This window comes from Burkholderia sp. Bp8986 (assembly GCF_003854225.1).
In the GTDB taxonomy this organism is placed as follows: domain Bacteria; phylum Pseudomonadota; class Gammaproteobacteria; order Burkholderiales; family Burkholderiaceae; genus Burkholderia.
Window position 1 is genome coordinate 1 of sequence record NZ_QTQM01000004.1, and the last position, 23,340, is coordinate 23,340.

Genomic DNA, 23,340 nt, shown 5'->3' on the forward strand with positions numbered 1-23,340 from the left:
ACGGTCGACGGCGTGTTCACGACGGTGCAGGACGTCGCGCAGACGGTGCTGTTCCTGTCGGCGTTCCCGAGCGCCGCGCTCACGGGCCAGTCGTTCGTCGTCAGCCACGGCTGGTTCATGCAGTAAGGTCCTCGCCTCTGTAACGGGAGGCGACTTCCACACCACCATCCATACCAAGGACGGCGTGCCGTCGGTCGACGCCACGCCATCCATCTCCGCCGTCCACGGCGGGATTTCTCGGAGCAACTGATGAAACCGCACGCGCGTACAGAAAAGCAGGCCGTCGATGCGGCGGACCTGCAACACGAAGCCGGCGCGCCGGCCGCTGCGCGGTCGCTGCCGTACGAAACCATCGCGCTCGTCCTGCAGGGCGGCGGCGCGCTCGGCGCGTATCAGGCCGGCGTGTTCGAAGGGCTGCACGAAGCGGGCGTTCCGCTTGACTGGATCGCAGGCATCTCGATCGGCGCGCTCAACACCGCGCTGATCGCCGGCAATGCGCCCGAACATCGCGTCGAGCGGCTGCGCCAATTCTGGGAAACGATCTGCCAGCCGGCGTTCTTTCCCGCGATTCCGGCCGCGTTCGAATTCGCGCTGTTCAACAGCATCGACCAGGTCCGCACGTTCTTCACCGCATCGCAGGCCGCAAGCGCGATGATGCAGGGCCAGCAGGGCTTCTTCTCGCCGCGCTTCCCGCCGCCGCTGCCGGGCCTGTCCGATCATCCGGAAAAGATCAGCTGGTACGACACGTCGGCACTGCGCGCGACGCTGCTCAAGCTGTGCGATTTCGACCGGATCAACTCGGGCGAGACGCGCGTGTCGGTCGGCGCGGTCAACGTCGGCACCGGCAACTTCGTGTACTTCGACAACTCGCGCATCCGCCTCGAGCCCGAGCACTTCATGGCGTCCGGCGCACTGCCGCCCGCGTTTCCGCCGGTCGAGATCGACGGCGAGTATTACTGGGACGGCGGCGTCGTGTCGAACACGCCGCTGATGGAAGTGCTGCGCGCGCGTCCGCGGCGCGACACGCTCGCGTTCCAGGTCGATCTGTGGAGCGCGCGCGGGCCGCTGCCGCGCACGATGGCCGACGTCGCGGAACGCACGAAGGACGTGCAGTATTCGAGCCGCACGCGTTTCGTCACCGATACGCTGCAGCGCGAACAGCGCTACCGCAACGTGCTGCGCCACGTGCTCGAGCAGGTGCCGGAAGAGCAGCGCAAGAACGACCCGTGGTGCATCGAGGCCGAAGCGATGTCGAGCGGGAAGAAATACAACATCCAGCACCTGATCTATCAGCAGAAGGCGTACGAGCACCACTACAAGGACTATCAGTTCGGTCTGTCGACGATGCGCGACCACTGGTGCGCGGGTCTCGACGACATCCGCAAGACGCTCGCGGTCAAGGACGGCCTCGCGCTGCCCACCAACGACGCGGGCTTCGTCACGCACGACATTCACCGCCGCCGGTGATGCCGTGTGCGACGGACCGGCGCGCAGGCTGCGCCGGTCCGTCCTCTGTTCCGATTCGACATGCCGATCTTCATTGCGCTGTTCGCGCTCATCGCCCTGGGATGGGGCGCCGTCCACCTGTTTCACGTCATCGCCGCGCAGTTCGGCCAGCCGGTCGCGATCGCGGCCGCCGTGCTCGCCGCCGCGATCCTGATCGCGCTGATCGCATGGTGGATCAAGCGCCGCCGCGACATCGCACCGAACACGAAGGAACAAGGCTGGACCCACATCGTGCATCGCGCGTGGGGCGAGGTGCGCGTGTCCGCGACGCAGGGGCTGCTGTGGCTGTCGCACGACGGCGCGGACGGCCGCTATACGTTGTCGCAGCTCGACGGCTGCGAGGCGGCGCCGATCGGCGGCCGCTGGCATCTCGTCGTGCGCGTGCGCGACGCGGTGCGCGGCGAATGGAAACTGCCGATGATGGACAAGCGCGATGCGCAGCGCTGGGCGCGCGTGCTGATGCTCGCGAAGGACAACCGGCTGTAGGACGGCGGCGCGGTTCCCTGAGCGCCCTAGCGCGCGCCGAGCGCCCACAACGCGTCGAGCACGTGCTGGGTCGACCGCTCGACCGGGCCGGCCCGATGCGCGATGCCCAGTTCGCGCCACAACGCCGGACGCAGCGGCCGCATGACGATGCGTGGGTCGGGCAACGGGGCGCCCGCCTCGTGCGGCAGCAGCGTCGCGCCGTAACCCGCGGCGACCAGGCTCTTGATCGCATCGTTGTAGTTGAGTTCGATGCGCGGCTCGGGCCGGTGGCCGCCGAGCGCGAACCATTCCGTCGTGAGCCGCGACAGGCGGGTGGTCGCATCGTTGAGAATCAGCGGGCGCGCGGCCAGATAGGCCGGCGTCACGCGTGCCGGCAGCCGCCAGTCCGCGGGCAGAAAGGCCAGCACCGGATCGCGCCGCCACGCGCGGATCGACAGCCCCGCGACCGCCGCCTGCGGCAGGGCGACCAGCCCGACGTCGAGCGAGCCCTGCGCAATCCGCGCCAGTGTGTCGTGCGACGTGAGCACCGCGATCTGGACATCGATGTCCGGATGCTGCTCGCGCAGCCGGGCCACCGCCTGCGGCAACAGATGGGCGATCGCCCCGGTCGATGCTCCGAGGCGCACCCGCCCGGTCAGGCCCTGCACTTGCCGCTCCACGTCGTCGAGGGTCGACTCGACCTCGGCCAGCAGACGGCGCGCCCGCTCCACCAGCACCGCACCGATCGTCGACGGCTGCACGTTGCCGCGCGTGCGCGACAGCAATGGCGCACCGATGCGGCTTTCGAGTTCGGCGACATGAAGGCTGACCGTCGGCGGCGCAAGATGCAGCAGTTGCGCGGCGGCCACGAAGGATCCCTGGTCGGCGATTGCGACCAACGTACGCAGCCGGTCCAGACTGATCTCGCGCATGCCCACCTCCCGTTCAGGAAAACTGAATCCGGTCATCAGGAAATTCAACTTTTCCTATTCTAGGCGTTCGATGGACGATACGGCTTTCCCGATGCCCGAAACGAGGAACGCGACCATCATGAGCCTCCCTACTGTCTATATCGACGGCGACCAAGGTACGACCGGACTGCAGATCCACGAGCGCCTGCGGGATCGCACCGACCTGCGGCTCGTCACGCTGCCGGATGCCGAGCGCAAGGACCCCGCGCGGCGCGGCGAAGCGATCAACGCGTGCGATATCGCGATTCTGTGCCTGCCCGACGCCGCCGCGCGCGAAGCGGTCGGCTTCATCCGGAATCCGGCGGTACGCGTGATCGATGCGAGCTCGGCCCATCGCACCGAACCGGAATGGGTCTACGGTTTCCCCGAGATGGCCGACGGGCACGCCCAGGCCATCGCACGTGCACGGCGCATCACCAATCCGGGCTGCTATCCGACAGGCGCGGTCGCGCTGCTGCGGCCGCTGCAACAGGCCGGCCTGCTGCCGCGCGACTACCCGGTGAGCATCCATGCGGTGTCGGGTTACTCGGGCGGCGGCCGCGCCGCCGTCGACGCATTCGAATCGAACGACGCCGCGCGCGCGAAACCGCTGCAGGTCTACGGCCTCGCGCTCGCGCACAAGCATGCGCCCGAGATCCAGCTGCATGCCGGGCTCGCGCACCGTCCGCTGTTCGTGCCGGCTTACGGCGCCTATCGGCAGGGCATCGTGCTGACGGTGCCGATCGAGCTGCGCCTTCTTCCGGCCGGCGTGACTGGTGAGTTGCTGCACACGTGTCTCGCGCACCATTACGCCGGCGCGCGCCATGTCGAGGTCACGCCGCTCGCGGATACGCGCACGATCACGCATCTCGATCCGCAGGCGCTGAACGGTACGAACGACCTGCGGCTGAGCGTGTTCGTCAATGACGATCACGGTCAGGTGCTGCTGTCCGCCGTGTTCGACAATCTCGGCAAGGGGGCATCCGGCGCGGCCGTGCAGAATCTCGACCTGATGCTCGGCACGGAGAGCGCTGCGAAAGCGGCTTGAACGCCGGAGCCGCGGGTGTGAGCCGCGGTTTGGGTGCGGGTGCGGGTGCGGGTGCGGGTGCGGGTGCGGGTGCGGGTGCGGGTGCGGGTGCGGGTGCGGGCATCATCGTCGGTCGGGCTCGTGCCTCGCGGCCATCGACGTATCGCTGCCTGTTGCGTCGTGTCGGCCCATGACGCGATGGCACGCACAAAACGGGCATGTGCCGACGTCACAGACATGCCCCCGTAAAAGCTCACCTTTCACCGATTTCAGCCCGCATCGTCGCTCGCCGCGGCATTCAACCCGGCGAGCGCCTCCGCCAGAAAATCGACGCACACGCGCACCTTCGCCGAAGCCGCGACGCGTTCCGGATAGACCGCCCAGATGTTCGCCGGCTGAATCACGTCCGGCAGCACGCGCCGCAGCGCGCCGCGTTCGATCAGCGGCCCCGCCTCCCAGATCGAGCGCAGCACGATCCCGCGCCCGGCCAGCGCCCATTGCACGGCCACCTCGCCGTGGTTCGTCGACAGCGCGCCGCCGACCTTCACCGTTGCCGTTTCTCCGCGCAGGTTCAGCCGCCACACGCCGAACGGATGGTCGCGCTCCTTGATCGCGAGGCAGTCATGCGACGCGAGATCCGCGAGCGTGCGCGGCGTGCCGCGTCGTGCGAGATAGTCGGGCGACGCACACAGCACGCGATAGTTCGCGGCCAGGCGGCGCGCGATCAGGTGATCGGCGATCTCGTCGCCGATGCGCACGTCGAGGTCGTAGCCTTCGCCCGCGACGTCGACGAGCCGGTCGAACAGATCGAGCCGCACGTTCAGCTGCGGATAGCGCGCGGAGAAGTCGAGCAACGCCGGCGCGACGACATGGCGGCCGAAGCCGAAGCTGCTCGAAATGCGCAGCGTGCCGCGCGGCACCGTGCGCGTGGTCGAGACATCCTCGACGAGATGATCGACGTCGTCGAGAATCTTCTCGGCACGCGCGAACACGCGTTCGCCGGCCTCCGTGACCGTCACGCGGCGCGTCGACCGATGCAGCAGCCGCGTGCCGAGCTGCGCCTCGAGCAGCGCGATGCGCTTGCTCACGTACGCGGGCGACACCGCGAGCTGCTCGGCGGCCGCGCTGAAGCTCGTCAGGCGGACGACCAGGCTGAAGACGCGCAGGTCGTCGAGATTCGGCGATTTGTTCACGATTCGTGGAAAGTCGATTAACCTTTCGCACGATTTTAATCTGAATGGAAATAAATAAAATGGCGTCACGTTCCGCTGCGCACGCTGCCGGCGGCCCGAACAGCCAAGGAGGCTTGCATGAGCGACAAGACGTACAGGATTGCCGTCATCCCCGGTGACGGCATCGGCCGTGAAGTGATGCCCGAGGGCCTGCGCGCGCTCGACGCCGTGACGGCGCGCTTCGGCATCCGTTTCCAGTTCGAACAGATCGACTGGGCGAGCTGCGACTACTACGCGCAGCACGGCAAGATGATGCCGGACGACTGGAAGGCACAGCTGTCGGACATGGACGCGATCCTGTTCGGTGCGGTCGGCTGGCCCGCGACGGTGCCCGACCACATTTCGCTGTGGGGTTCGCTGCTGAAATTCCGCCGCGAGTTCGACCAGTACATCAACCTGCGGCCCGCGCGCCTGTTCGACGGCGTGCCGTCGCCGCTCGCCGGCCGCAACGCGGGCGACATCGACTTCATGATCGTGCGCGAGAACACCGAAGGCGAATATTCGTCGGTCGGCGGCACGATGTTCGAAGGCACCGAGCGCGAAGTGGTCATGCAGCAGTCGATCTTCACGCGTCACGGCACCGAGCGCGTGCTGAAGTTCGCGTTCGAGCTCGCGCAGCGCCGCGCGAAGCGCCTGACCGTCGCGACGAAGAGCAACGGCATCGCGATCAGCATGCCGTGGTGGGACGCGCGCGCGGCCGAGATGGGCGAGCGCTATCCCGAGATCGCCGTCGACAAGCAGCACATCGACATCCTGTGCGCGCGCTTCGTGCTGCAGCCCGACCGCTTCGACGTCGTGGTCGCGTCGAACCTGTTCGGCGACATCCTGTCCGACCTCGGGCCGGCCTGCACGGGCACGATCGGCATCGCGCCGTCGGCGAACCTGAACCCGGATCGCACGTTTCCGTCGCTGTTCGAACCGGTGCACGGCTCCGCGCCGGACATCGCGGGCCAGTACGTCGCGAACCCGATCGCGATGATCTGGTCGGCGGCGATGATGCTCGACTTCCTCGGCAACGGCGCGGGCCGCGAACGCGAAGCGCACGATGCGATCGTCGCGGCGATCGAGGACGTGCTGCGCACCGGGCCGCGCACGCGCGATCTCGGCGGCCAGGCAGGAACGCAGGAAGTGGGTGAAGCGATCGCGGCGCGGATCGCAGGCTGACGGAACGATGCGCAGGGCGCGCGCAGGTGGTCGATGGATGCATGTTCAGGGGTGAGCAACACGACCGGCTGCCGCGCACCCTGGTTGATTCCGATGTGCGGGCCTGGACGCGCGCGTGTCGGTATCGATGTCGATTTCGAACGGTGAGCAACGCGATGCGGTGACACGCACGGTCACGTGTCGATCCATCGCCGTAACCGGCATCACGTCGAAGTCGAGCGGTGAGTTGCATCGCGCATCGCTACACACCGATCGAATCCCGCCAGTGTCGATGTCGCATTCGATTCGCGCGCGGGCAACGCAACGAAAGCGCGAGCACTGCAATGCGCACGGCGCTTCCGTCAGCGCAATCGCGCCGTTTCCTGCGAAGAATGATCGGTGAGACGCGGGACGTGAAGAATCACACCGTCCCGCACGGAATCGCTCCTTCTCCCGAAAACTCTCACCTCAATACACGGCTCCCGAATTTCCTCACCGTTGAGCACAGGCGGCACGCTCGATGCGTAATCGAACGCGTTCACGCGTCGTCATCGTGCTGCGTCACAGCCCGAGATCGGACAGGCCGGGATGATCGTCCGGACGGCGGCCGAGCGGCCAGTGGTACAGGCGGTCCGCTTCGCGAATCGGCAGATCGTTGATGCTCGCGTGGCGATGCGCCATCAAGCCGTTTTCGTCGAACTCCCAGTTTTCATTTCCGTATGAGCGGAACCAGTTGCCGGCGTCGTCATGCCATTCGTACGCGAATCGCACCGCGATGCGATTGCCGCCGAACGCCCACAGCTCCTTGATCAGCCGGTAGTCGAGCTCGCGCGTCCATTTCCGCTGCAGCAGGCCGACGATCTCGTCGCGGCCCGTCACGAACTCCGCGCGATTGCGCCACCGGCTCTGCGGCGTATAGGCGAGCGACACGCGCAGCGGGTCGCGCGTGTTCCACGCATCCTCCGCGGCGCGCACTTTCTGGCGCGCCGTGTCGAGCGTGAAGGGCGGAACGGGCGGACGAACTTCCGGGCAAGCGGACATGGGATGCTCCTGTTCAAGGTTGGGCTGCGCACGAACGCAGCCGGTTGGGACGCGTTACTGCGACGCTCGAGACACCGTATCGAGCAAGCATTCGGCGGCTGCGCGCGCATCGCGCGCCGCGACGGCATCGCCGCTGACGAGCGCCACGGCGATCGCGCCGTCGATCAGCACCAGCCATTGACGTGCGAGGCGGGCCAGCCCGCGGCGCTCGATCCCGGCTGCGTCGGCATACGCGTCGAACCGCTCGCGCACGAACGCGAGCAAGCGCGCCTTGTGCATGCGCGCGACGATGCGCACCGGATCGTCGGCGTCGGCAATTTCACCGGACGCGTTCAGGAATGCGCAGCCGTGAAAATCGGGTTCCACGAACCAGTCGCGCAGCACATCGAACATGCCGAGCAACTGCGCACGCGGCGACTTGCCGCGCGCCAGCGTCGCGTCGACGAACCAGCGCATCCAGCGTTCGTCACGGCGCTCGAGCGCGGCCACGACCAGCGCCTCCTTCGATTCGAAATGCGAATAAAAGCTCTTTCGCGCGGCACCGGATCGCTTCACGATCGCATCGACACCCGTGGCGTGGATGCCGCCCGAGTAGATCAGCGCCTCGGCCGCGTCGAGCAGCCGGTCGCGAACGGCCGGTTCGCCGGAGAGGTCATCATGTGTGTTCATGGGTTTACGGTAGAACGATCGTTCTCCCTCGTCAACAGCGGCGTGAAAAGGCCCTGCCGTCGGAAGGGCCGAACGCCGCATGGTCCCGATGGCGGGCGGCGCATTGCAGCCGGCGTTTACGACATTTTTTCTTGAAGCTGGCGCGGGGGGCTCACTACACTTCGGTCACCCTGTCTGGCCGAAAGGACATCATGCAGCGACCGGAATCCGCACGCTCCGCGCGTGCCTATGCGGCTTATGCGAAGCGGCTCGACGGCCGCGTGGTGGTAAGGCGTTTCGATCCGCGCAGCGATTCGTATGAGTCGCTGACCGCGTTGCTGCATCGTGCGTACGCGCCACTCGGCGCCGCGGGCTTCAACTGTCCGGGTGTCGACCAGCCGGCGTCGGCGACGCGCGAACGCATGCTCACCAGCGAGTGTTTCGTCGCGCTCGGCAACGCGCATCTGGTCGCGACGATCACGATGCAACCGCACGATCCCGATTCGCGTTGCGATCCGTATCGCAGCCGACGCGTCGCGACGCTCGGCCAGCTGGCCGTCGATCCGGTCTGGCAGGACCGCGGCATCGGCCGTGCGCTGCTCGCGTTCGCGCAACGGCGGGCTGCCGCGCGTGGCGCGACGCACATCGCGCTCGATGCGCCGCATGCGGCTGTCCGGCTCGTCGACTTCTATCGTCGCGAAGGGTTTCGGTTGATCGACGTGATGCGGTTTGCAGGACACAGCTACGACAGCGCGATCCTGTGCAAGGCGGTTGGCGGAGCGGGCGCGCCGATGCCTGTATCCGACACGACATCGATCGACGTCGCGCAGCGCGCCGGAGCGGCGTCGTGAGACACGAAAGCGACGACGATCGCGCGCGGCTCGCACTACGTCACGCCCGCACGCGGGCAGCACTGCGCATGCGCGGGCTGGTGAAGCTGACTGTCATCACGATCACGGTCACGCAGCTGCTGACGCTCGCGTTCGACAGCCTGCTCGTGTTGCTGGGCGACACGCCGGAAGCCGCGACATTGCTGCTGTTCCGCTTCGTCACGTGCGCGCTGGTCAGCTCCTGGCTTCAGGCGGACGCATCGCGCGCGTATCGGCATGCAGCGCAAAACGGACTCGTGACGGTGCCCGGCGCGCATGGGGATCTGATCGAAATCGCACCGCAATGCCCGAAACGCTGGCTCGTCGTGTTGAGTCTGCAACTCGAGCCGCGATGGCCGAACGGTGAGCGGATCGAATAGCAGGCAGCGCACCGATCGATGCCGGCTGGCGGGCTGATGGGTGAGTTGCATGTCGGTGATCGGCTCACGCCTCGAGGCCGAGCCGTGACCGGGTTGCGTGGTGACGTGCTGGCGCTGACGCAGGGCAAAACCATGACACGCGATGATGCGGCAAGGGCCCACTATTCAGGCACGACAAGCGAAAACGGAAGGGCAGGAAGAAAGGCACGCGCCGAGCGACGCGACGGAGTGGGCAGCGGAGCGGCGCTGATGGGTGAGGTGCATGCGCGATTGCATGTCACCGATGAGTGCTGCGGAATCGAAGTGCGATCGCCCTCGTATCGCTGACGAGAAACGACGTGCAGCCCGTTGAATTCCACGCCTGCGCGACACGCGGCAGCATGATCGAGCCGCCGTTCGGTACGCAAACACAGCTCCCGAATATTCTCACCTTACGCGTTCGTCGAAGCGGCCCAGCCCCGACAAACGCTCATGCCCGCACGAGCGGGGCAGCCGGCAAACGTACCGAACCGCCCCGCCGGCGCTCAGACCGTCCAGTCGAGAATCACCTTGCCGCTTTCACCCGACAGCATCGCGGCGAAGCCTTTCTCGTAATCGTCCGCCGCAAAGCGATGCGTGATGATCGGCGACAGATCGAGACCGCTTTGCAGCATCGCGACCATCTTGTACCAGGTCTCGAACATCTCGCGACCGTAGATGCCCTTGATCTCGAGCCCCTTGAAGATCACCTGGTTCCAGTCGATCGCCGTCTGCGCGGGCGGAATGCCGAGCAGCGCGACCTTGCCGCCGTGATTCATCGCCTCGAGCAGGCTCGTGAACGCGCTCGGCACGCCCGACATCTCGAGACCGACGTCGAAGCCTTCCGTCATGCGCAGGTCGGCCATCACGTCGCGCAGCGACTCGCGCGCGACGTTGACCGCGCGCGTCGCGCCCATCTTGCGCGCAAGTTCGAGCCGGTAGTCGTTGATATCGGTGATCACGACGTTGCGCGCGCCGACGTGCTTCGCGATCGCGACGGCCATGATGCCGATCGGGCCCGCGCCGGTGATCAGCACGTCCTCGCCGACGAGATTGAACGACAGCGCTGTATGCGTCGCGTTGCCGAACGGATCGAAGATCGACGCGAGATCGTCGGAGATCTCGGGCGGAATCTTGAACGCGTTGAACGCGGGAATCGCCAGGTACTCGGCGAACGCGCCTTCACGATTCACGCCGACGCCGACGGTGTTGCGGCACAGATGCCGGCGCCCTGCGCGACAGTTGCGACAGAAGCCGCACGTGATGTGGCCTTCGCCTGACACGCGATCGCCGATCGCGAAGCCGCGCACTTCCTGCCCCATCTCGACGATCTCGCCGACGTATTCGTGACCGACGTGCATCGGCACGGGAATCGTCTTCTGCGCCCAGTCGTCCCACTTCCAGATATGGATGTCGGTGCCGCAGATCGCCGTGCGGCGAATCTTGATCAGCACGTCGTTGTGTCCGACTTCGGGGCGCTTCACGCGCGTGAGCGTGAGGCCCGGGCCGCGTTCGAGCTTTGCCAGTGCTTTCATGGTCGCGCCTCCGTCAGAGGATGCCGAGCGACTTGCCGACGCGCACGAACGCGGCGACCGTCTGATCGATCTGTTCGGGCGTATGCGCGGCGCTCATCTGCGTACGGATGCGCGCGCGACCGCGCGGCACGACCGGGAACGAGAAGCCGATCACGTAGACGCCTTCGGCCAGCAGCTTGTCGGCCATGTTGGTCGCAAGCTGCGCGTCGCCGAGCATCACCGGGATGATCGGATGCGCGCCCGGCACGAGCGTGAAACCCGCGGCCGTCATCTGCTCGCGGAAACGCGCGCCGTTCTCGCGCACGCGTTCGCGCAGCTTCGCCCCTTCGTCGCTGCCGAGCAGTTCCAGCACCTTCAACGACGCCGCGGCAATGCTCGGCGTCAGCGTGTTCGAGAACAGGTACGGGCGCGAACGCTGGCGCAGCAATTCGACGATCTCGCGGCGGGCCGCGACGTAGCCGCCCGATGCGCCGCCCAGCGCCTTGCCGAGCGTGCCGGTGATGATGTCGACGCGACCGTCGACGCCGCAGTGCTCGGGCGTACCGCGGCCATGCGCGCCGATGAAGCCGACCGCGTGCGAATCGTCGACCATCACGAGCGCGCCGTAACGATCGGCGAGGTCGCAGATGCCTTTCAGGTCGGCGATGATGCCGTCCATCGAGAACACGCCGTCGGTCGCGATCAGCTTGTGGCGCGCGCCCGCGGCGTCGGCTTCCTTCAGCTTCGCCTCGAGGTCGGACAGGTCGTTGTTCTTGTAGCGGAAACGCTTCGCCTTGCAGAGACGGATGCCGTCGATGATGCTTGCGTGGTTCAGCTCGTCGCTGATCACCGCGTCGTTCTCGTCGAGCAGCGTCTCGAACAGGCCGCCGTTCGCATCGAAGCAGCTCGAATAGAGGATGCTGTCCTCGGTGCCGAGAAACGATGCCAGCGCGCTTTCGAGCTGCTTGTGCACGGTTTGCGTGCCGCAGATGAAGCGCACCGACGCCATGCCGAAGCCGTCCTGGTCGAGACCGGCCTGCGCCGCGGCGATCAGGCGCGGATCGTTCGCCAGACCGAGATAGTTGTTCGCGCAGAAATTCAGCACGCCGGCACCGCCGGCGAGCCGCACGGCCGCCGCCTGGGGACTCGCGATCTCGCGCTCGGTCTTGTAAAAACCGTCCGCGCGGATCTGGTCGAGCGTCCCGCGCACCTGGGCGAGAAAGGCATCACGCATCGCAAAGCTCCTGACAGGGATTCGCATCCCGTCGCGCGCCACTCGTGGCGGCGGCGCAACGGCCTGCTACTGTTATAGTCGGTCGTTCGGTTGACCGCACTTATCCGATATTCCGAACTAGAATTCGAAATACCGAACAACTCTAAGCGAACGGAAACCAAATGGCAAGTTCCTCCGCGTCGCGGCGCACGCCTGCCAGCGCCGCACCGCAAGCGCCGGGCGTGACGCCGCCGCGCGTCGGCGAGCAAATCCAGCGCCTGCGCAACGAGCGCAAGCTGACGCTCGACGACCTGTCGCGCGCCGCTGGCGTGTCGAAGTCGATGCTCTCCGAGATCGAGCGCGACAAGGCCAATCCGACGATCGCGGTCGCATGGCGGCTCACGAATGCGCTCGGCATCACGCTCGACGAGCTGTTCTCTCAGCCGAAAGCGCCGGAGACGATCCGCGTGGACGGCCCGCACGACATCCCGACGCTCGCCGGCCACGACGGCCGCTATCAATTGCGCGTATGGGGCCCGATCGACCTGGCCGGCAAGTTCGAGTGGTACGAACTGACGCTGCCGGGCGGCGGCGCGCTCGTATCGAACGCGCACGAACCCGGCACGCGCGAGCACCTCACCGTGCTGCAGGGCGCGATGGAAATCGAAGCCGCGGCGGCGAGCCGACGCCTGAAGGCGGGCGACACCGCGCGCTACCCGGCCGACACGCCGCACGCGATCCGCAACCCCGGCAAGGCCGAGGCACGCGCACTACTGATCGTGATTCATCGCTGACGATGCGGCTAGCTGGCCGAAAGGCCAGTTGCGGAAAATACTGTATGTTTGTACAGTAAACGAACATTCCGCCATGCATGGCCGGGGCGGCGCACCGAGGCGCCCGCGCCGGTCGACAGGAGCCTGCGATGACAGAAGAACAAGATTTGGCCGCGCTCAGCTTCAAGGCTGCCGCGCACGACCTCGAACTGATCGTCCGCCATATAGCCGGGCGCTACATCCGTCAGCGCGTCCCGCTGTCGTGGCGCCTGCTGCACGCGATCGAAGCCGAGGCGCTCGCCGATCTCGGTTTTGCCAGCCGGCACGAGGCCGGCATGCGTCAACTGTTCGAACGGCCATCGGACATGACCTTTCCCGAAACGGACGATCCGATCGACTTCGGCCGATCGAACGCGCTGCCCGCCGTGTTCTCGTTCGCGGTCCTCGCGTATGAAGCCGCGGCCAAATCGCAGGAAGCGGCGCCCCGCGAACGCGTTCACCGCCCGTCGAAGGCGTGGGGCGACTGACGTCAGGCCCCGAGCGTCCGACACGGTGGGCGGCTCCCGCATCCTGCTGTCCGCGACGTTGCGGAAAGGGCTACCATATACGCAACTAACGGAATAAATAACATGTCCCTTCCCACGCCCTCCGACACCCCGGCACGCCCGGAAGAAAAGGATCTGTTCGACCGCGGCGCGTCCGACTGGATCATCTCGCCCGAAGCCGCGTTCGACGCGTGGCTTGCCATGCAGGACTACCGCCGTTCGTCGGCCGACGTCTACCGCGCACAATGGGGCGCCTTTCTTGCGTGGCTGCGTGCAAACCAGAAAAACCTGGCCACGGTCGATACCGCAACGATCGCGAACTTCGTCGGCGAGCTTCCGATCCGGAAAACGCAGCGAATGCGTTATTTGCGGCTGATCGAACGCGTGCTCGACCACATCCGGCGCACCGAGTTCGCGTCCACCAACCCGGCCCGCTTCATTGCTCAGGATGGCGAAGCGAACTGGCGTCAGGCACGCGACAACGAGCCAACCGGTTTCCTGACGCCGGCCGAACGCGCAAAGTTGCTGGCCTATCTGTTTTCGCCGATCGGCGTGTCCGGCTCCGCGTACTGGAAAGAGCGCCGCGACCGCGCGCTCGTCGCCGCGTTTCTCGGCGCCGGCGTGAAGACCGGCGAAGCACGCGTGCTCACGATTAGTTGCATCAATACGAGCGGAACGTCGCTGCAGATCCCGTCGACGCATCCCGATTTCGCGCGCGAAACCCATCTGGCGTCGTTCGCGATCGCGTTGCTCGAAGCATGGCTCGTGGAGCGCAAGCGCCAGGAGATTCCCGGCGAGCTCGTGTTTCCCGCATCGCACGCCGGGCGGCCGATGCACAAGGCGACGATGCTGCGCGCGATCGACGCGATCGTCGAATCCGCCGGGCTGACGTCGTCGCGCACAGCGCGCGCGAGTCCGCAAACGCTGCGCAATACCTATGCGGCCGAGCTGTTCGAACACGACGTACCGCCCGAGCGGGTCGGCAAATGGCTCGGCTTCGTGCGGCCGATCTCGTCGAACCGGCTGCACCGCGCGTGGAAAAACTGGCGTGACGATCTCGCGAATGGTGACGCTTCCGACCAGGACGAAACTCACTGATGACGAACCGGCTGCTCACGCGACGTGATCCGTGAGCAGCCTTGTGCGGCGTAGCCTCACCGTTTCCCCGCTCCCGAAAAACCTCACCTCACACGTCCCGAATCACCTCACCTGTGCGATCGCTGTGCCGACCGGCGCGTCAATCGCGTGCAAAGCGTGCGATCGCTTCGAATCGTGAAGGCCAGGGCCCCGACGCATGTTCGCATTCGGGGCACGATACTTCGAACCCGTCGTCGCCGTGCGACAACTCCGGTTCGCCATCGCAATGCGGGCACTGGGTCGGCACCGGAATTTCATGGTCCAGTGACGTCCCGATCGCGGAAAACGCATCGGCATCCAGCTGACCGGCATCGGCCAGGCGCCGGATCAGCGCGGAAATCTCCGGGTTCATCCCGCGGCTCGCGCGCAGCGTATTCACCTCGCGCGTCGCGCGCTCCAACTCGTCGCCCTGGCTGCGAAGCTGTTCCTCGAGCCGGTCCGCGCGGGCCTTGGTCGAACTCAGTTGCTGAAGGAAATCGAATTCCTTGCGTTGCACGTCGCGCAAACCGCTCTGATAGGTCGCCGCCATGCTGCGCAGCGAGTCCAGCTCGACCAGCATCGGTTTGACGCGGCGCTCGGCTTCCGCCACCGCATCCTTGATCTGCTGCGCATAGTGTTCGGTGCGCTGCTGCAATTCGGCTTGCAGCGTGTCGATACGGTCGCGCAGCGCCGCGTTCTGCGTCTGTTCGGCATCGACGCGGCCGGCCATGGCGGCCAGTTCCTTTTCGAGTCGGGCGACTGTGGTGAGCAGCGTCGCCTCGTTTGCCGAACCGTGCGTCGATTGCGAGGCCAGCTGCACCTCGAGCTCGGTCACACGTGCCTGCAGCTGCTCGTTGCGGGCTTCGCTGCGCGTCAGCGCGCCCTCGAGGGTTTCCTGGCGAACCGTGGCGTCGCGCAGCCGCTGTTCCGCATCGGTCACGCCGGCGCGGATCTGCTCGCGGTCGACATCGAGACTTTCCCTGGCCGCTTTCAACGCCTCTTCATATAGCGCGCCAAGCAATGCGCCCGCCTTTTCCTCGACCGCTTTCGGAATCGCCGCACCGTCGAGCCGAACCTTCGACGCGGCGCGGATCCGTTCCCAGAAATGATCGATGTCCTTCGGAATGTCGCTGGCACTGCCGGTCTGGGTCAGATCGCGGACATTGGCGGCCGACGGCCGGATGCCGAGATCGAAAAACAGGCGCTTGCAGGCATGCAGCGACAACTCCTGGCGGCGCGCGCCGCTCGCGCGTAGCGATTCGAGTTCTTCCCGGATGGCTTCACGTATTTCATCCAGCGTCATGGCAGGACTCACAGACATTGAAATGTTGTGATCATAACGGAATACGTATTTTTTGATACCTGTTTTTGTCGGCCGCGGTGAATTTACGTCACTGTGCACAGAAATCGGCGCTGTGAGCCGATCTGGATGAGCCAGCGTCCCGATTCCGTGAAACAAAGCGAAGAAAGCGAGCCAAGTACTTGTGCTGAAAGCGTTTTTTAGCAAGCCCCGAAAAAGGGCATTTGTTTCACATGATGGGCGTCACGCTCACTGTCGGTGTTCAGGGGTTGGGGTCTCTGTGGAAAACTCGACGACCGATGTCTTGAGAGTATTAGAAGTAAACACCCTTGAACCCTTAGTTAAAAACGTTAACGCCACGGCACAGCCTTATGTAGTAAGGCTTTCCGGCCGACAAGGTGAAGTTTTACGGGAATCAAGGTGATCTTCTGCGGGAGCTGAAGTGATGGGGTTCGGGGATCTGCGTGAGCCGATGCAGGAAAGGTCGTGAGCGGATTCGGGATCACAGTGAAATGCGAGATTTCCCAAAGGTGAGGTTTTTCGGGGCCGCACAGCCATGGAACCCGCGCTGTGCCTGCGCGCACAGTTTTCTGCCTGTGCAGACATAGGTGAGAATTTGCGGGACCTTACTCGCGCCCCTATTCTGCCCATCTTTTGGGCAGTTTTCATGAAAGGTGAGGTTTCACGGGACTCCACAGGGATTTGCTGTGAGGATTTCCGGGAACCGACGGTCATTTTGCACAGCAAAAGTGCCCTGTGGGGCCTGTGAAGCCTGAAAGGTGAGGCTTTTCGGGAGCGAAATCCGGGTTTTCCTGCCCGGATCCCGTTGAGGTGAGCTTTTTCGGGACATCGATCACAGGCTGTCGTTTGCCTGATAGGTGAGTCTTTTCGGGAGCGCCATTTGCTCGAAAATAGGGCAAAGGTGAGGCTTTTCGGGACCCATAACGGGGCGAATTCGCTGAAAAGCCCGCCGGGACTGGCAGAAAACTGATTTTTGCTGTGCCACTTTTTGGCACAGGTGAGAGTTTTCAGGAGTCGATACACAGCTGCCGCCGACGTTCGCCTGCCGCAAAGGTGAGGCTTTTCGGGGGGGCGATCGCCGGACACAGCGGAACGCCTGCTGCACACAAGTATCGGACGGCATTGACATTTTTGATACCGCGGCGGTTACGGTGAGGTTTTTCGGGAGCCGTATCCGCGTCCGTTGGAGCGCCGCTTTTTTCAATAAGGTGAGGCTTTTCGGGAGGTCCTGGCTGGCGATCCCGCGTGTGCCGGGGACTTGTCTGGATCCGGGGCACAGAATTCCGAGCCGTTGAGGTGAGAATTTTCGGGACCGAACGGTTTCCGTGCGCTGTACAATGCGCGCCCGGGCCTGTGAATCGGCTTCGATGGCCTCGCGACGCATCCTTTTTGGCGCGGTTTCCGGGTGCCGGGCGTGGTTGCGGTCGCCCCGGTCAGCCGCGCCTGTACATGCATACAGGCCGGTGCGGGCCTGTCCGCTCGATGTCGCGACGTCCAGTGGCGACCCTGTGACGAGGACCCGGAAGTGCAGTCGCAAAATTACGACAAATCGAAAGGTGAGCCGATACGGGAGCAAGTTTCGCACGTGTCGAGCACAGGCGAAAATCTGTGAATCCGCGCATCCCGCGACACGTCTGGACGAGTCCGAAACGCTGTAAATCCGGACCGGTGAGGGTTTTCGGGAGAGGGTTGGGGTGAGTGCCGTTTCACACGCGCACTTCACCCGCTATGGTGAGCATGTCGTTCTGGACGCACATCACCACAGGCGCTATCCTTCCGTGAAACTTCTCCTCCGACCCGACGCATGGCAACGAAGCGCGCCAAGAAAACCGATGTGGATGTGGTGAGTGCCAGTTCAGCCGAATTGCGTAAGGCCGTCGAGGCGATCGCAATTCAGCCGAAGAGCGGCAAGATCACGCTCCTGACCCGCAAGCTGTTCAACGTCCTGCTCGCCGTCGCGCAGCAGGCCGACGACTCGGGCGATACGTATCGCGCGCTGCTGTCGGATATCGTCGCCAACTCCGCCTTCGATTCGAACGACACCGCGCTGGTGAAGGAACACCTGCGCCGCATGGTGTCGGTCCAGGTTGAATGGAGCACGGGGACGTCGAGCCAGAAGCCGGGCCGCAAGTGGGGGATCTCGACGCTGATCGCCGATGCCGAAATTCTCGAGGATCCGGCTACCCGCCGCGTGTGGGTCGAATTCTCGTTCGCACCGAAGATCAAGAAGAAGCTGCTCGACCCGGTCCAGTACGCGCGTCTGAGCCTGCAGTTCCAGAGCCAGCTGCGCAGCAGCGCCGGTCTCGCGCTCTACGAGATCTGCGTGCGCTACCTGACGAACCCGAGCCACCTGACGATGCGCGAGCCGTGGGAATGGTGGCGGCCGATCCTGTCGGGCACGCCCGATACGGAAGCCGGCGACGAGGCGAAGCGCGAGTACAAGTACTTCAAGCGCGACTACCTGCGTCCGGCGATCGCCGAGGTCAATGCGGTCACCAATATCTTCGTCGAACTGATCGAACATCGCGAAGGGCGCCGGGTCGCGGAGATCCAGTTCCGTGTGACCGAGCGCAAGCAGCCGATGCTCGCGCTCGACGAGCATCCGAACGTGTTCGACAGCACGCTGGTCGACCGGATGGTGAAGCTCGGCATTCCGCTCAAGGAAGCGCAGACGCTCTACGCGGACAGCGAGGAAAACCGGATTCGCGCCGCGCTGCAGATGACCGAGCAACGGATGCGCAGCACGACGCTGCCGCCGGTGCGCAGCGCGCCCGCGTTGTTCAAGGATGCGCTGAAGAAGGGTTATGCGCCGCCGGTCGAGTCCGTCGACGCGCTGCCGTCGGGCGCGCCTGCCGCGAAGGTCGTCGCGGCGCAGCCGGACGATCTGAAGGCGCGTCTGTTGAGCGAATTCGCGGCGTTCCGCCGCAAGGAAGCGAAGGTGCTGTACGAGGAGCAGGGCGACGCGGAGCGCGAAGTGGCGCGCGAGTCGTTCGAGTCGGAAGTGCTGCCGACGATGGGCTCGCACCTGCGTGACGACTGGCGCAAGCGCGGCCTCGATTCGAAGCTGGCCGAGACGGCGTTTTTCGACTGGCTGGCTCAGAAGACCTGGGGCGAGCCGACCGACGGCGACCTGCTGTCGTTCACCCTGAATCAATCGCGGGCCGCCTGAGGCCTGTTCAGGCCCCTCTGACGGGCCGCCGCCGGCCGCCCGCCCAACCGGCGGGCCCGGCGCATCGCCAGGCCCTGCCGGCCGTTTCCATCAGTCCGACAACAGCATCCGCTCGAGCTGCTCGAGGATCGCGTCGCGCTTGTCCTTCGGGAGGCCGCGCAGGCGCAGTTCGATGCGGTCTTCGCCATACGACTTCAGGTCGCCGACCGACTTGCCGCCGAGCTTGATCTCGAGACGCTGCGCATAGCGCTGGCGGCCCGCCGGCTTCGGCGTTTCCTGCGCCGCGACGCGGCCCTTGACGATGTCCGACACCTGACGCGTGCTGAGATCGTCGGACACGATCTTGTTGATCAGGCGCAGCGTCGCCTCGGTGCCGCGCGCGTTGTGATAACGGCCGACCTGATACGCCATGTTCGAACCGAAACGATCGGGACGCGCGACCATCTCCTGCATCACGCTTTCCGGCAGCTTGCCGATCGACAGCGCGACCGCGACCGTCGACTCGTCGAGGCCGAGATGCTCGGACAGTTCCTTCTGACTCAGGAAGTGCTTGTCGTCGAGGAAGCGGCGCCATACGACGGCGTTGTCGAACACCGTCTGCGAATCGCGTTGCACGTTCAGGTCGTAGCCGAGCTTGTAGCTCTGGATCCCGATCGGCACGTCGATCACGATCGCCTTTACCGACTCCTTGTTCGCTTCCTTCAGCGCGCGCACGCGGCGGCCGCCATCGCTGACGAAATACGAACCCGGATTGTCATAGTCCGGAATCACGTGGATCGCCTGCTGCTGCCCCTGCTTCGCGAGGTTGACCGCGAGTTCGGCAATCGACGACTTCAGATAGAAGTGCCGCGGGTTGAACGGACTATGCTTGATCGCCTTCAACGGCAGTTCGATTACCTGGCCGGGCGCATAGCGGTTCTCGAGGCGCCACGCGCGATATTGCGGCGACTCGTCGATCGACGGATCGAGCAGGACGTCCGGAGACGGTGGCGGCGTGATGTCCTTCTTGGCGGACTTCGTCGGGACCGGCGTGGCCGTCTCGGATTTGACGATGCCGTCGATGGCATTCAGCCGATCAAGCGCCGTGCGCTTCTCGCTCGTCGTGATATCCGGGCGCGCTTGGAATCCTTTTGCAAATTGGGAGGGTTTCATGTGACTCCTTTATGCGCATAAAGTCAGGGCAGCATGGCGACGATTTCGTCGGCACATGCGCGAATTTCCGCGGCGGCCAGCTTGGCGCCGCGATCGTTCATCTGCAGCACGGTCTGACCGAGCGCCATTGCCTGCTTGTACGCTTCCCGGGTCGGGATTTGCGTCTTCAGCAACGGGAAGCCGAGCTCCTCGAGCGCACGCTTGAGCTCGCGGGTCAGCATGCGCTTCTCTTCGGTCTTGTTCAGCAGGAAGACGGCACGGAGGTCTTCGTTCATCACCTGCGCCTGCTGGATCAGCTTCACCAGCCCGACGCTCGACCAGTAATCGGCTGGCGACGACGAAGTCGGAATCACGGCGATCGATGCGGCCAGCAGCACGACGCCGGAGACTTTCTCGGTGATCGACGGCGGGCAATCGACGACGATGATGTCGTAGTCGTTGATGAACTTCTTGATCTCGCGATGGATTTGGCCGCCGGCTTCGGCGAGATTGACGACCGGGAACGGGATGCCGGCGTCGCTGTCACCGGATGCGCTCGACCAGTGAACCAGTGTGTTTTGACCGTCGGCGTCGATGACGAGGACGCGCTTCCCTTTCTCATGGAATGCCGCGCCGAGGTGCATGGCAATCGTGCTTTTGCCGACGCCACCTTTTTGTTGAGTGACTGCAATGATTTCCGCGGCCAATTTTCACTCCTGTTTTTGGTCGTTGGAATTTTACAGGACGATATTTATATTTCAATGAAATTGTCGTTTGCCAACTACGCGTTAGCCATTCGGGCTATCGGTTTATGCGCATAAACGAATGGGGACGCTGGCTGACTGCAGCGGATGGCGGCGAGATTGCTGCGGTGGATGATGAGCGGATGGATCGTCGTGACGACAGGCGTTTCTGCCCCCTCGTTCGAGAAGCTGATCGGCGCAATGTGTTGGCGCCTGCCCCGTCGATAGCCGAACGCGCGGGGCCTTGGTGACGGAGGAGTTTGTGCGCATAAACTTCGGCGGTGCTGGAGAGGATCTGCGAGTCGGCGTCCTCGCTTGAGCACGAGCCTGGATGACGAACGCGGCGCGACTCAGGCCGGCGCGATACTCGCGCCGTGCGCAGCGTGCAGTGGTGAAGCGGTGAAGCGCTGGCCGCCCCCAGCGTTTATGCGCATAAACCATCGAGAGGCTCGGCCGCGATCGGCGGCCCCACGTCGGCAAGCGCGCATTAATACGTCCCGCGACAATGCCCCGGACGGACGCGATCGCGTATCGCCCCGCTGATCGTTCGAGGCATCGAAGTGTCCGGCCCAGTCGCGATATCAGTGGACCTCCCCACCTCGCGAAGCGACAGCTTTATGCGCATAAACTCGGCGACGGATAAAACCAAAACCGTACGGTGGCCCTCGCGTCGGAACCTCCAACACGCCAGAGCGATGCGTCGTTGTTCATCTGCGCTCCCCGCCGCAGACGTCCTTGGCGATTGCCCATACAACGCACTTTATGCGCATAAAGGCATCACGCGCTCTGCACGCTCGTCGGCGCGAACGATTCCTCCCCGCACGCCGCACCGTACTCCAACTCCCCTTTCGCCCGCGCGCCGGTCCCCGCCGAAACGCACGCAACCAGACTGGCTACAATACGTGCCTTTCCTATCCAGGTCCGAATGATGATCACGATCTACCACAACCCCCGCTGCTCGAAGTCCCGCGAGACGCTCGCACTGGTCGAGACGTTGAACACCGCCGGCACGCAGGTGAATGTCGTCGAGTATCTGAAGACGCCGCCGACGGTCGAGGAACTGGAAGCGTTGCATCGTCAGCTCGGGCGCCCGGTGCGCGACATGCTTCGCGACGGCGAAGAGCCGTACAAGACGCTGGATCTTGCCCGTGCGAGTCTGACCGACGCGGAGGCCTATGAAGCGATTGCGGCTCATCCTATTCTGCTGCAGCGTCCGATCGTCGTGTATCGAGGCAAGGCGGCCATCGGTCGTCCGCCCGAGTCGGTGCGCGCGCTGTTCGAATAATTGTTGTTCGGCGTATTTTTCTTAGCGCATCATCCCGGCGCGAGCGCGCCGGGAATAAGCGGCTGAATTCGCGGGCCGCAACCGACCACCGTGGCTACGCTGCCGATGGTCATCAAATGAGCCGCGCGTCGCGGAAATCACGAGACGCATCCGATCGACCGGTTGAATTCGAGTAGCACAACCGTCCACCGTGGCTGCCCTGCCAGCAGTCATCGATGGAACCACTCGTAGCAGCAATCACGAGACGCGTCGGATCGCTCGACTGAATTCGAATATCACAACCGTCCACCGTGGCTACGCTCCCAGCCGTCATCAAATGAACCGCTCGTAGCAGAAATCACAAGGCAGCAACTCAGCCCTGCCCGTCGCCCGACGACTCATCCCGATCGCCACCCGCTTCGTCCCCCGTCCCCCGCCCTGCCGCCGCATGAGCTGCCGTCCGCAGCAGCGCGATCTGCCCGCGATACACGCGGCATCCGCTGCAAGTCGGCAGATGCACATGCACCTGCATGCGCTCATGAAGCGTCAAGGACCGGTCGAGCGCATCCGACAGCAGTCGCGTCACGTCCCTACATTTCCCCGGCAGCATCTTCGGTCGTCATTCCTTTTTCGCTGAGGCAGGTGCGCAGGCGCGTGCGCGCCCGATACAGCAACACGCTGCAATGATTCGTCGTCAACGTCAGTTCGCTGCAGATGTCGGCAATCTCGACGTCGAGGAATTCGCGCATCATGAACACGCGCCCGATGTGTTCCGGCAAGTGGTCGAGGCAGACCTGGAACAGCATCCAGAACTGCTGTTGCTGCAATAGCGTTTCGGGGCGCGGCCACGGCCGCGGCTTCGTGTGCGGCGCCCAATGCCCGTTTTCCTTGAAGAGTTCGCGATCGAGCGCGGATTCGCCGTCGAGTTCCGCATCGAGCGCGGACAGGCTCACCGTCCGCTGCCGTGCGCGCAGGATGTCGATCAGCTTGTTGCGCAGGATGCCGAACACCCAGGTCTTGTGGGCGGACCGTCCCGCGAACTCTCCCGCGTGCGACCACGCGGCGGTCAGCGCTTCCTGCACGGCATCCTCGGCCGCATCGGTGTCGCGGAGCTGGAGTCGCGCGAAGCGCAGCAGGTCGCGCCGCAGTTGCGCGAGATAGGCGGGGTCGTCGTACGCGGACAGCATGGCAGGTCGGGAGCCTTACGAAGCGAAAGCGCTCGCGTGCGCGCCACCGGGCGGGCGCATCGCGGTGTGCGAGCAGCTTACTGGG

General features: G+C 64.8%; 22 protein-coding genes and 1 pseudogene. 12 read left to right on the top strand and 11 right to left on the bottom strand.

Annotated elements, in window-relative coordinates:
* The 3 genes and pseudogenes from DID99_RS05480 to DID99_RS05490 all read left to right on the top strand — a co-directional run.
* Positions 1-126: pseudogene (locus DID99_RS05480) on the top strand (3-hydroxybutyrate dehydrogenase); the annotation flags it as partial.
* 123 nt (positions 127-249) lie between these two features.
* Positions 250-1,467 carry a patatin-like phospholipase family protein gene (locus DID99_RS05485; protein ID WP_185733736.1) on the top strand — a complete coding sequence of 406 codons (1,218 nt, stop codon included), beginning with the start codon at positions 250-252 and terminating at the stop codon, positions 1,465-1,467.
* A gap of 60 nt (positions 1,468-1,527) precedes the next feature.
* Positions 1,528-1,992 carry a hypothetical protein gene (locus DID99_RS05490; protein WP_124520195.1) on the top strand — a complete coding sequence of 155 codons (465 nt, stop codon included), beginning with the start codon at positions 1,528-1,530 and terminating at the stop codon, positions 1,990-1,992.
* Positions 1,993-2,018: 26 nt separating this feature from the next.
* On the opposite strand, the gene DID99_RS05495 is transcribed toward DID99_RS05490, so the two are convergent.
* On the bottom strand, positions 2,019-2,903 hold the full coding sequence (locus tag DID99_RS05495; protein ID WP_124666392.1) for a LysR family transcriptional regulator: 885 nt from the start codon (positions 2,901-2,903) through the stop codon (positions 2,019-2,021).
* 118 nt (positions 2,904-3,021) lie between these two features.
* Here DID99_RS05495 and argC point away from each other — a divergent pair, with 118 nt between their 5' ends.
* Positions 3,022-3,969, top strand: a complete 948-nt coding sequence (gene argC / locus DID99_RS05500; protein WP_124666270.1) for an N-acetyl-gamma-glutamyl-phosphate reductase — start codon at positions 3,022-3,024, stop codon at positions 3,967-3,969.
* A 248-nt stretch (positions 3,970-4,217) separates the two neighbouring features.
* Here argC and DID99_RS05510 read toward each other — a convergent pair whose 3' ends face one another.
* The gene (locus DID99_RS05510; protein ID WP_124666271.1) at positions 4,218-5,141 is read right to left on the bottom strand and encodes a LysR substrate-binding domain-containing protein; all 924 of its coding nucleotides are present in this window, start codon (positions 5,139-5,141) and stop codon (positions 4,218-4,220) included.
* 117 nt (positions 5,142-5,258) lie between these two features.
* Here DID99_RS05510 and DID99_RS05515 point away from each other — a divergent pair, with 117 nt between their 5' ends.
* A complete protein-coding gene (locus tag DID99_RS05515) occupies positions 5,259-6,344 on the top strand; it encodes a tartrate dehydrogenase (protein ID WP_044848750.1) in 1,086 nt (361 codons plus the stop codon).
* Positions 6,345-6,884: 540 nt separating this feature from the next.
* On the opposite strand, the gene DID99_RS05520 is transcribed toward DID99_RS05515, so the two are convergent.
* The gene (locus tag DID99_RS05520; protein ID WP_124666272.1) at positions 6,885-7,364 is read right to left on the bottom strand and encodes a nuclear transport factor 2 family protein; all 480 of its coding nucleotides are present in this window, start codon (positions 7,362-7,364) and stop codon (positions 6,885-6,887) included.
* Between the two features lie 54 nt (positions 7,365-7,418).
* Positions 7,419-8,033: a TetR/AcrR family transcriptional regulator gene (locus DID99_RS05525; protein WP_124666273.1), complete on the bottom strand. Its 615-nt coding sequence runs from the start codon at positions 8,031-8,033 to the stop codon at positions 7,419-7,421.
* 191 nt (positions 8,034-8,224) lie between these two features.
* On the opposite strand from DID99_RS05525, the gene DID99_RS05530 reads away from it, so the two are divergent.
* Together DID99_RS05530 and DID99_RS05535 are read left to right on the top strand one after the other, a co-directional pair.
* On the top strand, positions 8,225-8,863 hold the full coding sequence (locus DID99_RS05530) for a GNAT family N-acetyltransferase (protein ID WP_124666274.1): 639 nt from the start codon (positions 8,225-8,227) through the stop codon (positions 8,861-8,863).
* A complete protein-coding gene (locus DID99_RS05535; RefSeq protein WP_124666275.1) occupies positions 8,860-9,261 on the top strand; it encodes a hypothetical protein in 402 nt (133 codons plus the stop codon). Before DID99_RS05530 ends, DID99_RS05535 begins: the two co-directional genes overlap by 4 nt.
* A gap of 524 nt (positions 9,262-9,785) precedes the next feature.
* On the opposite strand, the gene tdh is transcribed toward DID99_RS05535, so the two are convergent.
* Positions 9,786-10,814 carry an L-threonine 3-dehydrogenase gene (tdh, locus tag DID99_RS05540; protein WP_044848754.1) on the bottom strand — a complete coding sequence of 343 codons (1,029 nt, stop codon included), beginning with the start codon at positions 10,812-10,814 and terminating at the stop codon, positions 9,786-9,788.
* A gap of 13 nt (positions 10,815-10,827) precedes the next feature.
* Entirely contained in the window at positions 10,828-12,027 is a 1,200-nt protein-coding gene (locus DID99_RS05545; RefSeq protein WP_124666276.1) for a glycine C-acetyltransferase, read from the bottom strand.
* A 161-nt stretch (positions 12,028-12,188) separates the two neighbouring features.
* On the opposite strand from DID99_RS05545, the gene DID99_RS05550 reads away from it, so the two are divergent.
* The 3 genes from DID99_RS05550 (at position 12,189) to DID99_RS05560 (ending at position 14,422) form a co-directional block, all read left to right on the top strand.
* Positions 12,189-12,800, top strand: a complete 612-nt coding sequence (locus tag DID99_RS05550) for a helix-turn-helix domain-containing protein (protein WP_124485969.1) — start codon at positions 12,189-12,191, stop codon at positions 12,798-12,800.
* A 128-nt stretch (positions 12,801-12,928) separates the two neighbouring features.
* On the top strand, positions 12,929-13,306 hold the full coding sequence (locus DID99_RS05555; protein ID WP_124485970.1) for a DUF2471 family protein: 378 nt from the start codon (positions 12,929-12,931) through the stop codon (positions 13,304-13,306).
* A 102-nt stretch (positions 13,307-13,408) separates the two neighbouring features.
* Positions 13,409-14,422: a tyrosine-type recombinase/integrase gene (locus DID99_RS05560; RefSeq protein ID WP_124485971.1), complete on the top strand. Its 1,014-nt coding sequence runs from the start codon at positions 13,409-13,411 to the stop codon at positions 14,420-14,422.
* Positions 14,423-14,561: 139 nt separating this feature from the next.
* On the opposite strand, the gene DID99_RS05565 is transcribed toward DID99_RS05560, so the two are convergent.
* Positions 14,562-15,743, bottom strand: coding sequence for a DNA-binding protein (locus DID99_RS05565; protein ID WP_124666277.1), 1,182 nt, complete (start codon positions 15,741-15,743; stop codon positions 14,562-14,564).
* A 1,822-nt stretch (positions 15,744-17,565) separates the two neighbouring features.
* On the opposite strand from DID99_RS05565, the gene DID99_RS05570 reads away from it, so the two are divergent.
* Entirely contained in the window at positions 17,566-18,930 is a 1,365-nt protein-coding gene (locus DID99_RS05570) for a replication initiation protein (protein ID WP_044848760.1), read from the top strand.
* Positions 18,931-19,020: 90 nt separating this feature from the next.
* Here the strand turns inward: DID99_RS05570 and DID99_RS05575 are convergent, their stop codons facing one another.
* The gene (locus DID99_RS05575; RefSeq protein WP_124485972.1) at positions 19,021-20,082 is read right to left on the bottom strand and encodes a ParB/RepB/Spo0J family partition protein; all 1,062 of its coding nucleotides are present in this window, start codon (positions 20,080-20,082) and stop codon (positions 19,021-19,023) included.
* Between the two features lie 23 nt (positions 20,083-20,105).
* Positions 20,106-20,768, bottom strand: coding sequence for a ParA family partition ATPase (parA, locus tag DID99_RS05580; protein ID WP_040138954.1), 663 nt, complete (start codon positions 20,766-20,768; stop codon positions 20,106-20,108).
* A 964-nt stretch (positions 20,769-21,732) separates the two neighbouring features.
* Here parA and arsC point away from each other — a divergent pair.
* Positions 21,733-22,089: an arsenate reductase (glutaredoxin) gene (gene arsC, locus DID99_RS05585; RefSeq protein ID WP_044848770.1), complete on the top strand. Its 357-nt coding sequence runs from the start codon at positions 21,733-21,735 to the stop codon at positions 22,087-22,089.
* 352 nt (positions 22,090-22,441) lie between these two features.
* On the opposite strand, the gene DID99_RS05590 is transcribed toward arsC, so the two are convergent.
* Complete coding sequence (locus tag DID99_RS05590; RefSeq protein ID WP_124666278.1) at positions 22,442-22,678, bottom strand: zf-HC2 domain-containing protein; 237 nt, start codon at positions 22,676-22,678, stop codon at positions 22,442-22,444.
* Positions 22,659-23,255 carry an RNA polymerase factor sigma-70 gene (locus DID99_RS05595; RefSeq protein ID WP_124485974.1) on the bottom strand — a complete coding sequence of 199 codons (597 nt, stop codon included), beginning with the start codon at positions 23,253-23,255 and terminating at the stop codon, positions 22,659-22,661. The genes DID99_RS05590 and DID99_RS05595 overlap by 20 nt, the downstream gene beginning before the upstream one ends.
* Positions 23,256-23,340: the final 85 nt, after the last annotated feature.